The organism is Staphylococcus equorum (assembly GCF_001747895.1).
Classification (GTDB): domain Bacteria; phylum Bacillota; class Bacilli; order Staphylococcales; family Staphylococcaceae; genus Staphylococcus; species Staphylococcus equorum_A.
Genome location: NZ_LNNB01000014.1, coordinates 34,403 through 47,676, shown reverse-complemented (window position 1 = coordinate 47,676; position 13,274 = coordinate 34,403). Strand labels below are relative to the sequence as shown.

Below are 13,274 nucleotides of genomic sequence, written 5' to 3'. Positions count from 1 at the left end.
CATTTATATTGATCGGCTAGAAAGACCGACATAAAAAGAAACTTTTCAGTTATTAACCAAAAAGTTTCGAAAGATATATTTTTGTTATTTTTTTAGCACAAGTATATATGATAGTAGAAATAGTCATTTATTTCAATTGAATTAGGTTAATTTGTTTTATAAATTGTAATTGAATCCGTTATTTTTATTATATATTAGCAATAGTGTTGAATTAAAAAGACAAATTAAACGATATGACTCGTCCAATTTGTCTAATATATAAATTGCGAATTGTTTAAAACGCATTCTGATTGAGCCATTGTCCGCCATCCATAGTCATGCAAGCGCCATTAATATAGTCTGCATCATCTGAGAACAAGAATTTAGCCAAGCCTGCAATTTCTTCAGGTTGACCCATTCTACCTACTGGCACACTATCTAGTGTCTGTTGACGTGCTTCTTCAGATAGACTTAATTTTCCTGCGCCACCCGTATTTTCGATTGGTCCAGGTGCAATGGCATTCACTGTAATACCATATTTAGAACCCCATTCCACTGCAAGTGTTCTCGTCATTGCAAGGACGCCAGCTTTGGCACTTGCCGAATGAATAACACCCGGACCAGACCTCCAAGCATACGTCGCAACCATGTTCAAAATACGACCTTTCTGACCATTTTTAATCCATTCTTTACCTACTGCTTGTGTACAATACCATGTACCATTTAATACAATATCTACAACTGAATTCCACGCATTAATCGATAAATCTTCTGCAGGGCAAATAAAATTACCTGCTGCATTATTCACAAGACCATCTATCTGTCCAAATGTTTTTACAGTCTCATCTACTGTATACTGCACACGCTCTGGATCACGTACATCCATATCTATACACAGCACTTGACCTTCATATTGTTCAATTTCCGCTTTAGCAACTTCAAGTCGTTCTAATGAGCGACCTGTTATAACTACTTTGGCACCTTCTTCAGCAAATCGTTTCGCCATTGCTTTGCCCATGCCACTACTACCACCCGTTATCATCATCACTTTGTCCTTCATTTACATTCTCCTTTTAAAAGCTTGATTTAATATGATTCAAATAAATTGGTAAGCGCTTACATATTATTGTACATTAATTTTACTTTTTTAGTAAATCATCTTATTTTAGTTTTTAAAAAGATTGCTATTAAATTGAAAAAAGCAAGAAAGAAACCAAACTTGGAAATTTGGTTTCTTTCTCGCTCTACAAGGATTACTAGATATTTAAATTTACAACATGACATGCTTTATTTATGCTCTAGTCTCTTAAAACGTTATTGTTTATGCTGTAAAAAACGATGATATAAATATTTTCCGGCAGTTACGAACATTAATAATAACCCCAATGCCACAAATATAAAACCAAATTCCACTAAAAACCATGGTTCACGTAAGGTGCCATCTTGATCAACATGACTAGGTAAAACAATAAATAGCCCTCCCATTAAAATTCCAAAAATCATGCAAAAAATACTTGAAAAAAATAATTTTTTACTCATAATCTGTATATAACCTCCTAAATTTATTAGCCAATTAGCTGGCTGCTTTCAAGTTTTTATTATCAAACATAGAATTAATTAATAAAAGAAAGCATCACAAGACATAGCTGTTTTAAGCGACAGTATGTCTTGCGGGAGGTGTAAAGTGTTGCTTGCAATCGCATAACAACAGCTTTTTACTAAGAATCTAACTATATAGAGATTGGAGGAAAGATCGTATGGATTTTGGAAATCAAATTAAATCGATTAGAAAAGAACATCAACTCACACAAGAACAACTTTCCGAACAGCTTAATGTATCCAGACAAACAGTATCAGCTTGGGAAAATAATAGATATTTACCAGATATAGAAATGATTGTGCATATCGCTAAAACGTTCCACTTGTCACTCGATGATTTAATCTTAGGCGATGACGTTATTAAAGATAAGCTCGTTAATGATGGAAAAAGTATCAAACGCATACGTCTAAGCATTGTAAGTATGATTTTAATTTTGATTGGTATCACCTGTGCGATACTTTTCTTAGTCATCCCCTCTTACGTTTCACAAGACGGCGTACTGCATGAGCCTTGGTTCCTCGTACCCCTTGGATTGTATGCGTTGATAGGCGGTCTCATCGTAGGACTTATCAATTTAATGTTAATATTCATGAGTCACTACAAACATTCACGTCGCAGTTAAAAAATATTATCCCTATTATATAAGACTTATTTCAAAACAATTATTTAAAGTTGTTTTGAAATAGGTCTTTTTCATTAACAAGAGTTATCCACTATCTATATTACAAAATATGATAAGTTCTTAATGTTTATGTAAATTCAATCTCAAACAAATCTATAAATGATACATTGATATCGGAATACGATATCGACTTTCGATATATTGATTAGGAAGGGTGGATGAATGTGGAATCAAAGTTAGAAAGACGCATGTTTTTAGGTTTTATTTATATTCACATCTTGCATCATGCGAGTGAACATCCTATCTATGGTAGTTGGATGATTGAGGAACTTCAAGAACACGGTTATACGATGAGTGCTGGTACGTTGTATCCCCTCTTACATAGTATGGAAGACGAAGGATTACTCGTTAGCGAGAAAAGTGTGGTAGCAGGTAAACAACGCAAGAATTATACTATCACTTCATTCGGTAAATCAATGTTAGTAAAAAGCCAACAAAAATTAAAAGAGCTTGTTGGCGAAGTATAATTTATAAATTGGGAGGTTAATGCTAATGAAATATCTTGACGTCTTTTTGGTCGCACTGAGATTAGGTTGTACATCTTTTGGTGGCCCAACAGCACATCTCGGTTACTTCTATGATGAATACGTTAAACGTAGGAGATGGCTTACAGAACAGCAATATACAAATTTAGTCGCGTTGTGCCAGTTTTTACCTGGTCCTGCAAGTAGCCAAGTCGGTTTTGGTATCGGCATAACAAAGGCAGGTTTACTTGGTGGTGTTATTTCATTTATTGGTTTTACATTGCCTTCAGTTATTGTATTAATGCTTTGTGCGACGCTGCTCCTTGCTTACAGCAATGATTTAGGTTGGACGCATGGCTTAAAATTAGTTGCAGTGGCCATCGTACTTAATGCCATTATTGGCATGGGAAAGAAACTTTTACCTGATGTGAAAACAAAGCTTCTTGCGCTGTTCACATTAGTTATGGCAGTCTCAGTGATTCATCCGCTGTCACAATTAGGTGCATTAATTATTGTGGCACTGGCTGGATTATTACTTTTTAAAGAAAATGAGGAAAGTAAATCATCAATAAAAATATTCAATATTCCTAAATTGGTTGGTGTCGTTGCACTTACACTATTTTTCAGTTTTTTATTAATTTCACCTATTATTAATTACTTCACAGCCAATTCTTGGGTAAGTATGATTGATCATTTTTATCGCTCAGGTGCGCTTGTTTTTGGGGGTGGCCATGTTGTTTTACCATTATTAGAACAAGCATTTGTCGCAACAGATATGATTAGTGCGAACGACTTTTTAACAGGGTACGCTCTAACACAAGCAATGCCAGGTCCATTATTTACCTTTGCCGCATATATCGGTACAGTAATGTCTGGCATTACAGGTGGTATCGTCGCAACGATTGCTATTTTCTTACCTGCCTTTTTACTATTAGTAGGTGTTTTACCATTTTGGGAACATGTGCAGTCGAATCGCTACGCTAAAGCAATGTTAAAAGCAGTCAGTGCCGGTGTCGTTGGTATTCTGATTGCAGCATTGTATGATCCTATTTTCACATCATCCGTCAATTCACATATGGATTTCGCATTTGCTGCTATATTATTTGTCTTGCTAGCCTACTGTAAAGCTCCGTCATGGCTAATTGTAATTTTAGGATTAGTGCTTGGTATAACGTTTTATTAAATTGATACTTTGTACTGTTTTGCGAAAAGTATTTACTAATTCTAACTCATATTCAAGTCATTTATTTTGCCAATCACATTGTAATTAGTTACAATATTATCAAATAGAATAGTTCTCTTATTAAGAGCGAGTGGAGGGATTTGGCCCTGTGAAACTCCAGCAACAGCTTTAACGAGCGATGTGCTAACTCCAACAGTTCATTTTATATGGACTGAAAGATGAGAAGATGTGCGGAAGCTCTTCTTGTCTAAGAAGGGCTATTTTATTTGTAAAAAATGAAAAGGTGGTATTTTTTATGAAATCATTGCACGAATTATTCACGGAACTTGAATATTGGGACAGCTACAAACCAAATAATATGCCAAGTAGTATGGCCAAAGTACAGCATATTCATCATCTCGAAAATGAAATCTTAAGAAACATCGATGTTCGCGATTATAAAACAATTATTTTAGACAAAGAACAGTCATAAAATACAAAAAACTGAGGTGCGTCGTATAATACGCATCTCAGTTTTTTTATTCTACATTCATAATTATTTCCTAGGACATAATCATGGTATTATTCTTCGCTACCAAAAGGCACATACTTAACTTTTGTATCTGCTGGTAAGCCTTCATACTTATTGAATAGTGTTTGATATTTATCACTTGTCGGTGTTACATGATGTAAATAATGTTCAAATGGTAGTTTCTCCATCGTATAGAAATCCTTATCTGGATTTGCTTTAACTTCTTGTTTCAAATTCGCGATTCGCGTCTCATTTTGATAATGAATATAGCAAAAACCACTCAAATAAATAATGCCAAACATAATTGCAATTCCCACGACCATGTTACGCCACAACGTATGTATGACGTTGAGCTGAACAAGCAATATCAGTAAAATAATGCTATAGATTACATATACTGTATAAAAATTCCTTGGGCCGAGCGGAGATACAATAACTAAAGGTGCACATACAAGTAAAGTTGAGGCTACAAGTAAATATAATGTATAACGTACTTCCTTTTGCTCGATTATTATATGTATTGCATAAATCATTGCACTTAAGAATACAATACAAATCAAAGTATTGAGCAGATTTGCTATAGTCATTGAATGGAAATTTTGTAATGCGAACTGTTTATATATGAAAAAGTAATACATAGGTAATATCAATAATCCACTAACAGTCAGCTCTATTTTTACCTTGGATAAGCTATGCAGTGCAGTATTTCGATATAGCATAATTAAAACCACAGCAATAATCATAGATAAAATCACAATTTGATTGAAAAAGACCCAATCTGGAATTGTCGTAGTCATCGTATGGAATATTTTATCGAATAATCCTGTTTCACTCGATATATTCTGATAACTGCTGCCTTCAAAAAATATTTTACGATAATTGGGGTTTAAAAACATGATTACTGTGCCAGCGACAGATAATAATAAACCAACAATAAATTTAGGGTTAATTTGTCGATAAAGTAATAAGTTCAGAGCGATAGCTAACACCAAAATCATACTATTAAAGAGCGTCGTATTTTCCATGAAAAACTGCCCAATAAAACAAATAATATAAAAGACAATATTGATTACAGGTGTAAGTCCTTTCCGTTCAAATAAAACTGTAACGATAAACCATAAAATGAACAGCACACACAACGTGGCTGGGACATAATTATAAAAACCTGCAAACCATCCATAAGTTTGTTTGTATATCTCATTTGGTATTGTAACCATAAGTATAAAAGCTATTAAATAATATAGTGGCTGTTTCGTATTATGAGTAAAACGAACAATAATATATATCATAGCCATGCTAATTAACGCGTAAGATATCCACCTAAACCAATCCAAACGAACTGCTATCGTTTCTAAAATATTACCCAAATAACGCCCATTTAAATTCGCATATTTTTCCTGCCACATTTGCACGCCATACTGACTATACCAATCCCAGTCATCATGAGTTAATGGTAAAAAGAACGCCATAAAATAGTAAAATAAAAATAGTGCGGTAAGTGTCAGGTACATCTTGTCCAAATTTAGTGATTTCATATTAATTTACCTCATGTTTATTTAAATTCGTCTTATGTATAATAAATAATGGTCTCTGTTTCACTTCATAATAAATTCTACCTATATATTCTCCAATAATACCTAAAGAAGTCAGCTGCACGCCGCCTAGGAACAATACTGCAAAAATAGTAGTGAAATAACCAGGCGTAGACACACCATAACTCAGTGTATAAATTAAATTGAATACAATATAGAGAAAGCTCATCAAACAACTAAATAATCCTAAATAAATAATAATACGTAACGGTCTATTATTAAAGGAAATCAGTCCATCTATACCATAATTTAACAATGAACTAAATGACCATTTAGACTCTCCTTCTTCGCGTTGTACATTTTGATATTCAATGACTTTTGGCTCAAAGCCGATCCATGCAAATAATCCTTTTGAAAATCGATTGTATTCTCCTAATTTCACAACTTCTTTAACGGCACGCTGACTCAGTAACCTGAAATCTCCTATGCCATCCTCTAAGGTAACATCTACCATTTTATTAATCATTAAATAATACATTTTAGACAGATGCTTACGTAACCAACGTTCTCCAGTTCGATCTCTTTTAGCCACCACTTGATCTTCACCATTTCTAAAATCTACAATCATTTGTGGAATCAGTGACGGCGGGTGCTGTAAATCTCCGTCTATGATTATCAACGCCTCAGCTTCCGTACTCGCTTTCAATCCTGCATACATCGCAGACTCTTTACCAAAATTACGTGAAAACGAAATGTATTTCACCCTACTATCTAATTCAGATAATTGTTGAATTATTGTTAATGTTTGGTCCCTACTACCATCATCCACGAAAAGTAATTCATATGTATAACCGTTAATATAACTATCATGTTGCATAATTTCTGTTAATTTATTATAGGTTTGTTTAATTACAAACGCTTCATTAAAGCATGGAATCAATATTCTAATCATTAAAACGGTACACCTCTTTGAATTATAATTATATAAAATGTATTATATACAGTATTATACAATATAACAAATCAGAATGTACCATATATTTTGTACATTCTGATTTATCGAGTCGTTATGTGTATTACAGTGGTTATTTCATTTGCAATATCATGGACACTTTATATATTTAACCATCGTAAAATCAAATAACTTATTGTGAAATAATTTGATATTCAATTTATTTCTGTCACTTTAAGGGTAAATATTAATATAATATATTCGCGAATCAGAAAAGGAGGATACTTTTGTCACATATAACAATTAAACCTGCCTATCCCGAATTACAAGAAGGTGGGCATTTTAACCTATTAGCAATTGATGATATGGCCAAAGTCTTTTTCAATACAGAGGATGAATCTAAACTTGAACAAGGCATGCAAAGTTTATGGCGTCAAAATGGCAATCGCTTTAGCTATAACAACACGATGATTGCTTTTGTAGATGATCAACCTGCTGGTGCTATCTCTTGTCTACCTTACGATACACTTGAAAGTCAGACACTAGCCACTGTTAAACAGATAGTGAAAATACAGAAACTCCAAATTGTGCCTCAGTTCATCAATAACTTTAAAGCTATAGTCGCTTTGATTAATTTAGATGAAGGTAGTTCTGGAGAATATCATGTAAGCATGCTTGCCACACTTTCTCAATTTAGAGGTATGGGTATAGCTAAAAAACTACTTACTTATGCTGAACAACTTGCCTTTCATAAAGGCTATGATATTATTTCACTGACAGTAGAAATTAATAACACTTCTGCCCAGCGCTTGTACCAGAAACAAGGTTACGATTACGTGGGTGAAACTGGCGAAGGCGATATTAGAATATATAAAATGTGGAAACATCTAGTCTAGTAGTTACTTTATTGTTATTTCGAGACGTCTGGCATTGTTCGGTCAGACAACCCGATGACTGACCCTGCTGACGTGAAGGGATTTACATGTCCAAACAGATTGTTAACCATATCGATATCTATGAGGCCCCCTCGTCATAAATGATGAGCGGCCTTATATAATAAATAAATCATGAGTTGATTCGAATGTTACTAAGCGACAATTATAGCAACATTTTTATTTTGTGATTGTCATATAGTAAACATAAAATACACTAAGAACTATAAAACACATGGCACATAATCCATATGCCACCCATTCATAATAGTCGACTATTATTATCGCTAACACAACGAACATTGTGGCTAGCAACAAACACACCACAAATAAATAAACTATGTTATTAATCTTATTCTTAGGAACTTTGTGAGTTTCTATTGATGCTATGATTTTAATGTTTTTCGTTTTTATAATATAAAAAGATGTGAGCAACGACGTTACAAAACAAAGTAAACTAATAATAATATCCAAATTCATTAATTAACTTAACCTCTGTGTTATTGATTTATATATTGATTTTGTAAGACGGTAAATTTACCAACACCGGTCCTCTCATTAATCTAAATATAGCATTCAATTCACAACACGTTAATATTCATTTATTAATCTTAAACGTACAATTATTAAAATTTATTTGAATTATTAATTATTGTAACTTTTTATAATTATTAACCGTCTATTTTAAACACACATTCCATATTTTGTTAGAATTAAAACAAGAACAGTATGTAGGAGGAAGATTTTGAAGAAAAAAATTGAAGTTGTAGGTGCTGTTATTTTTTCTAAAAATAAAGTGCTATGTGCACAAAGAAATGAGAATATGAGTTTGCCTCTATTATGGGAATTCCCGGGTGGAAAAATAGAAAGAAATGAATCAGAAATTAATGCTTTAAAAAGAGAAATACGAGAAGAAATGTTATGTGATATTGAGGTTGGTGACAAAATCACCGCTAATGAATATGAATATGATTTTGGTATCGTAAAACTAAGTACTTATAAATGTACATTAAATGAAAAATTACCAACTTTAACAGAACATAAAGAAATTAAATGGCTAGCAATCCAAGAATTAGAAAAATTAGAATGGGCACCAGCAGATATTCCAGCAGTTGAAATTATTGTATATGAGGAAGAATTTATTAGAAGATTTTAGTGAGTCAATACACATTACAAATGAGCTTTCACTTTAATTGATGATTTAGCTATCATTAATAATAAATAGACCACAAAAATCTTCTTTATATCTAAATTTTTTGTTAGCAATTAAATATTATACATATCTTTCAGATCATCTAAACTTATGTCTAAATTAACAGAGTGTAATTTACTTTTCCTTTGATTAAATAACTTTTCTAAAATATCTGCTTTATCTTTATCAATACCATGGTGAATTTGACGATGCGTTGTCGGATTTAAAGCAACTATGTTCTCTGGAACATCGATATCAAAATCAAAAAATTCATGAAAGCTAATAGGTATAAGATGATGAGCTTCAACAAAATTTTTATTTGTAATTCTGTTCGTAAAAGTTTTTAACGTAGGGTCATACTCACATTCATAATTTGCTAAGTCCAAAGCTATCGCCGACTGCTTTGCGTCCCTTGGATAATATTCTTTTGCATTAGATTTTAAAACAGCCTTCTTCTTTTCACGAGGTACTGATTTATAATTTTTAGTTTCGAGCAATACTTCGTATTCATTCGACAACTGTTGATATTCCTCTTCATCGTGATCTTCAATATACAAGTCATCAATGTCTAACAATAATTCCTCATTTAATGCTTTAAAAGTTCTATTTCTCATATGTGCGGCTAGGTCATTGTATATTTGTAGCATTTCTTCTAAATCTTTAATCAATACAGAATCAGAAGGTAAATTTTCAGCACTATAATATTTACCTATAATATGTGCACTTTCATAGCCATTACCATATTTTCCTCTAGTATTAAGATTTATAGTTGTTACATAGTCTTTTTCTGAGTCTGGACAGATCAAACCCCTTACTTTAGAAGACACCTTTTTCACTTTATCATTAGCTGTTGCATTGTTCCCGTATTTATCGCTAAAGTAGGTCCATCCTTGATTTAAGCTTAAGTATACTCCTTTCATATCTTCATCAAATAAATAAACTAAATAGTAGCCTTCTTTAGTATTAATATGAACATTCGTATCCTTCAATGCAATTTTTAACCATGGTATCCAAGCCCAGTTATTGAATTGTCCTATTGAGCCTTTTACACTGTATTTATCTTTAAATCTTTCACCCATATTTGCATATATTGCATATATTGCATCCCTAATTATATTCAATCGACTTAGACGATGTTGTGTCTGATCACTTTCATTTTTTCTTTCTTTTAGATATGTAGTAAGCACTTCATTTATACTGTCTCTTAAAGCGTTTTTCATTAAAATACCCCCTTCATATAGGCCTATTAAAATACATGACACTATCTTGATTAATTTTTATTGCTTATATGATTACCAATTTAGTCTAATTATAAAATAGCACTTTTAAAACATTAATCAAATAATATATTTATACTTATTATTATTCACTTAATATTATGCTTTGTAATTATAAAAAGGTTCTCAGATTTCTTATTAGCAATCCGAGAACCTTTTCTATTTATTATTTATATTCTTCAACCAATTCTTTATAAAACTTACTCAACGCTTTGTTTTCGGTTTCTTTAAATTGTTGGTCTGGGCGTAGGTTGGGATCTTTACCAGTATGGTCTTTCGGCGCAAATCCAGATGCTAAAGTCACATCTTCTTTACCTTCAAATTGGTATTCGTAGACCTTGCCCTCTTCAGTGAAAATGTATTTTGTCACTGGCTTACTTAAGTCTGCAACTTCTTTGTAGCCCTCTACATTAGAAAGATCTTCCGCTTCTTTATCAAAGCCTACCTCGCCATCTTTAGGTGTGTATGTAACGGCACCAGTAACAGCATGCAAATCGAATGCTTCAGGCCCAGGTTTGCCTGTATTATTGATTTGAATTTCTCCCTTTTCCGTACCTGCATACCAATCACCATCAGAAATACTACTTGTACTAAAATAACGATTGGAGACTGCCTTACCGTCTTCTTTTTTATTTTCAGCTAACCAATCTATCATTTTTTCTTTTATTTTCTTCTGCTCGTCATCAGAAATTTGAGTTTTATTTGATGTTTCTTTTTCACTGGACTCTTGCGCTACTGCTTCTTTTCCAGAATGATTATTTGTCTCAGTTTCTTCATTACTACAACCCATAAGTAACGCTGTACAAATAGATATCATTGATAATGCTTTAATATATTGTTTCATAAAACAAGTCTCCTTTTTCAAAGGAAAACCGATATACCTAAGCTATAAAATAAATTACAGCTTAGGTATCAGTTTTAATTATATTTAATCTTTTTGAATACCAAATTCATCTACTAATTCTACGCTACGTTGTTCGCCTTTACTGATATCACCACGTAGTTGATAAATTTTAACTTTTAATTGATCGCCTTCTACTTCATAAACTGAGAAGTTTTGAGCTGATGAATCTCTGTTATTTTCGTGTTTATCTTTAAATGCGTCTGTTTCTTGTGGCTGCTCGCCTAGTTTGAATAAACTATTGTAATGATCTAAATCTTTCTGAGTTAACCAGCTTAATTCTGGTCTAACCTTTTTAATGTGTTCTAATGAACGGTCATAAATACTGTCATATTCTTTCGTACCACCAGTGTTAGGTAATACATAGACTGAACCTTCTGGGTCGTCATAATATTTCACGCCATCTTCGCCAACGAATTGTTCCGTATCTTCTTTCTTCGCATTCACAAAACTATTTTTCGTTGATGTGTGTTCTAGTGGATGTGTACGTGATAACACATGGTCGTGACCTTGTAATACTAAGTCAACGTCAAGATCATCAATTTCTTTTGTTAATTCATCTCTTACTTTCTTCACATCTTCATCTGAAAGTGCATGATATGATTTAGAATACATTGGTTTGTGTAAGTTTAAAACAACCCATTTTGCCCCATTGTCTCGCGCCTGTTTAATATCTTTCTTAATCCATTCCATCTGTTCATCACCGATGGCTTTTTCATCTGGATTGTCTTTTGATTTCTTATTGTCGTTTGTATTCGCTACTACCATGTGTGCCCCATTATAATCAAATGAATAGTACGAACCGCCATTAACAGCGTCATTTTCTTTTGGTACGTTCATGTGCTCATTGAATTTATTCAATAATTTTTCATCTTCTTCGTTTAATGCATACTCATCATGGTTGCCTGGTGCTGAGGCAACAGGTAAAGACATAAATGATGGTCTAGATTGTTTATATAAATCTTTCCATTCATCTTCAACTTCAGCTGTTTCTACAAAGTCCCCTGTATGTAGTGCGAAGTTAGGATCGCCTGCTGTTTGAATTGCGTTTTTCAATGTATCAGCACCAAATGCTGCTTCATTTCTTACATTCTCATTCCAAAAAGCATTTTGCGTATCTGTGTATTGTACAAAGCTAAATGGATCGCCTTTATCACCGGAAGTCTTGAATTTACCTATTTCACTTTTCTTCCCACTTTCACTACCCACTTTGTAGTAATATTGTGTATTCGGTTTTAAATCTTTAGCTTGTGCTTTGTATGTATATTCTTTTTCTTTAATTAAATCTGTTTTACCATGCTTGTCGCCACTCGTCCATTCAGGGCCACCTGCATTTTCATCGGTATAATAACCATTTACTTTAGGTTTGCCATTTTTCTCAATAGGTTCGCCTTCATCATCTTTAGCTACATCTTTATAGATGATATTGCCCTCTTTATCTCTTTCAAGATACTTTGAGTCTACTTTTTTAGGTTTAGCATCAAATGATTTTGCGTTTGAAAAATCTTTAGATTCTGAAACCCATACTTTAGAGTCTTTGAACTTGTCTGTGGTATACCAACTAAAACCCATTTCTGATTTAGTGTCACCTTTAAAATTTGTAATTACACGGTTAGGATTATTGTTCTCTGGAACCTCAGCTACTTTAGGTTTTTTATCCAGTAATTCAATATCACCGTTTTTTTCGCCTTCTGTTGCACTACCTGAACCACTTGCATCAGCTGTTGGTGCTGAAACTGTAGTAAATACTATAGCTAGACTCATTACAGTACTTACAGCAATAGAACGATACTTATATGCCATCACACGTACCCCCCAATAGGAATTTTTAATGTTTCATTCACTATTTTAGCAATGTAGTATTAATTTAAAGTTAATGCTATATGGATTTTGTAAATTTCAAATTACTATTTAATTTTATTTGGCTATATTTAAAAAAACCAATTTATTCACTTTAAAATTCAGTAAATAAATTGGTTTGATAATAATAGGCTGGGGTTTTTGATTTAATCTTTCAACAGCTAAATCATACATATTTCTATAAATATATTTATTTATGAAAAAATGAA

At 32.8% G+C, this 13,274-nt stretch carries 13 protein-coding genes and 1 riboswitch; of the genes, 6 read left to right on the top strand and 7 right to left on the bottom strand.

The genetic code is table 11. The features are described 5' to 3' along the window. Positions 1-274: 274 nt before the first annotated feature. Together fadH and AST02_RS07210 are read right to left on the bottom strand one after the other, a co-directional pair. The gene (gene fadH, locus AST02_RS07215) at positions 275-1,039 is read right to left on the bottom strand and encodes a 2,4-dienoyl-CoA reductase (protein WP_002511678.1); all 765 of its coding nucleotides are present in this window, start codon (positions 1,037-1,039) and stop codon (positions 275-277) included. A 254-nt stretch (positions 1,040-1,293) separates the two neighbouring features. Then, positions 1,294-1,518: a DUF3955 domain-containing protein gene (locus AST02_RS07210; protein ID WP_069816891.1), complete on the bottom strand. Its 225-nt coding sequence runs from the start codon at positions 1,516-1,518 to the stop codon at positions 1,294-1,296. Positions 1,519-1,736: 218 nt separating this feature from the next. On the opposite strand from AST02_RS07210, the gene AST02_RS07205 reads away from it, so the two are divergent. The 4 genes from AST02_RS07205 (at position 1,737) to AST02_RS14355 (ending at position 4,380) form a co-directional block, all read left to right on the top strand. Then, on the top strand, positions 1,737-2,201 hold the full coding sequence (locus AST02_RS07205; RefSeq protein WP_069816890.1) for a helix-turn-helix domain-containing protein: 465 nt from the start codon (positions 1,737-1,739) through the stop codon (positions 2,199-2,201). 224 nt (positions 2,202-2,425) lie between these two features. Next, entirely contained in the window at positions 2,426-2,728 is a 303-nt protein-coding gene (locus tag AST02_RS07200; protein ID WP_069816923.1) for a PadR family transcriptional regulator, read from the top strand. A 25-nt stretch (positions 2,729-2,753) separates the two neighbouring features. Then, on the top strand, positions 2,754-3,908 hold the full coding sequence (chrA, locus tag AST02_RS07195) for a chromate efflux transporter (protein WP_069816889.1): 1,155 nt from the start codon (positions 2,754-2,756) through the stop codon (positions 3,906-3,908). 114 nt (positions 3,909-4,022) lie between these two features. Continuing rightward, positions 4,023-4,133: riboswitch (SAM riboswitch) on the top strand. A gap of 70 nt (positions 4,134-4,203) precedes the next feature. Beyond that, positions 4,204-4,380 carry a hypothetical protein gene (locus AST02_RS14355; RefSeq protein WP_176721524.1) on the top strand — a complete coding sequence of 59 codons (177 nt, stop codon included), beginning with the start codon at positions 4,204-4,206 and terminating at the stop codon, positions 4,378-4,380. Positions 4,381-4,469: 89 nt separating this feature from the next. On the opposite strand, the gene AST02_RS07190 is transcribed toward AST02_RS14355, so the two are convergent. After that, entirely contained in the window at positions 4,470-5,954 is a 1,485-nt protein-coding gene (locus AST02_RS07190; protein ID WP_069816888.1) for a DUF6056 family protein, read from the bottom strand. Between the two features lies 1 nt (position 5,955). Further along, the gene (locus AST02_RS07185; RefSeq protein WP_069816886.1) at positions 5,956-6,903 is read right to left on the bottom strand and encodes a glycosyltransferase family 2 protein; all 948 of its coding nucleotides are present in this window, start codon (positions 6,901-6,903) and stop codon (positions 5,956-5,958) included. A gap of 287 nt (positions 6,904-7,190) precedes the next feature. Here AST02_RS07185 and AST02_RS07180 point away from each other — a divergent pair, with 287 nt between their 5' ends. Further along, a complete protein-coding gene (locus AST02_RS07180) occupies positions 7,191-7,799 on the top strand; it encodes a GNAT family N-acetyltransferase (RefSeq protein ID WP_069816884.1) in 609 nt (202 codons plus the stop codon). Between the two features lie 781 nt (positions 7,800-8,580). Then, positions 8,581-8,991, top strand: coding sequence for a (deoxy)nucleoside triphosphate pyrophosphohydrolase (locus tag AST02_RS07175; RefSeq protein WP_069816882.1), 411 nt, complete (start codon positions 8,581-8,583; stop codon positions 8,989-8,991). Between the two features lie 110 nt (positions 8,992-9,101). Here the strand turns inward: AST02_RS07175 and AST02_RS07170 are convergent, their stop codons facing one another. The 3 genes from AST02_RS07170 to AST02_RS07160 form a co-directional block, all read right to left on the bottom strand. Then, positions 9,102-10,247 carry an MrcB family domain-containing protein gene (locus AST02_RS07170; protein ID WP_069816880.1) on the bottom strand — a complete coding sequence of 382 codons (1,146 nt, stop codon included), beginning with the start codon at positions 10,245-10,247 and terminating at the stop codon, positions 9,102-9,104. A 223-nt stretch (positions 10,248-10,470) separates the two neighbouring features. Next, on the bottom strand, positions 10,471-11,148 hold the full coding sequence (locus AST02_RS07165; protein ID WP_069816878.1) for a hypothetical protein: 678 nt from the start codon (positions 11,146-11,148) through the stop codon (positions 10,471-10,473). Between the two features lie 84 nt (positions 11,149-11,232). Continuing rightward, the gene (locus AST02_RS07160; RefSeq protein WP_141714375.1) at positions 11,233-13,008 is read right to left on the bottom strand and encodes a purple acid phosphatase family protein; all 1,776 of its coding nucleotides are present in this window, start codon (positions 13,006-13,008) and stop codon (positions 11,233-11,235) included. Positions 13,009-13,274: the final 266 nt, after the last annotated feature.

Excerpts from the sequence above, each read along its gene's own strand:
- fadH (WP_002511678.1), bottom strand. The coding sequence starts at position 1,039 with ATGAAGGACAAAGTGATGATGATAACGGGTGGTAGTAGTGGCATGGGC.
- AST02_RS07210 (WP_069816891.1), bottom strand. The coding sequence starts at position 1,518 with ATGAGTAAAAAATTATTTTTTTCAAGTATTTTTTGCATGATTTTTGGA.
- AST02_RS07205 (WP_069816890.1), top strand. The coding sequence starts at position 1,737 with ATGGATTTTGGAAATCAAATTAAATCGATTAGAAAAGAACATCAACTC.
- chrA (WP_069816889.1), top strand. The coding sequence starts at position 2,754 with ATGAAATATCTTGACGTCTTTTTGGTCGCACTGAGATTAGGTTGTACA.
- AST02_RS14355 (WP_176721524.1), top strand. The coding sequence starts at position 4,204 with ATGAAATCATTGCACGAATTATTCACGGAACTTGAATATTGGGACAGC.
- AST02_RS07190 (WP_069816888.1), bottom strand. The coding sequence starts at position 5,954 with ATGAAATCACTAAATTTGGACAAGATGTACCTGACACTTACCGCACTA.
- AST02_RS07185 (WP_069816886.1), bottom strand. The coding sequence starts at position 6,903 with ATGATTAGAATATTGATTCCATGCTTTAATGAAGCGTTTGTAATTAAA.
- AST02_RS07170 (WP_069816880.1), bottom strand. The coding sequence starts at position 10,247 with ATGAAAAACGCTTTAAGAGACAGTATAAATGAAGTGCTTACTACATAT.
- AST02_RS07165 (WP_069816878.1), bottom strand. The coding sequence starts at position 11,148 with ATGAAACAATATATTAAAGCATTATCAATGATATCTATTTGTACAGCG.
- AST02_RS07160 (WP_141714375.1), bottom strand. The coding sequence starts at position 13,008 with ATGGCATATAAGTATCGTTCTATTGCTGTAAGTACTGTAATGAGTCTA.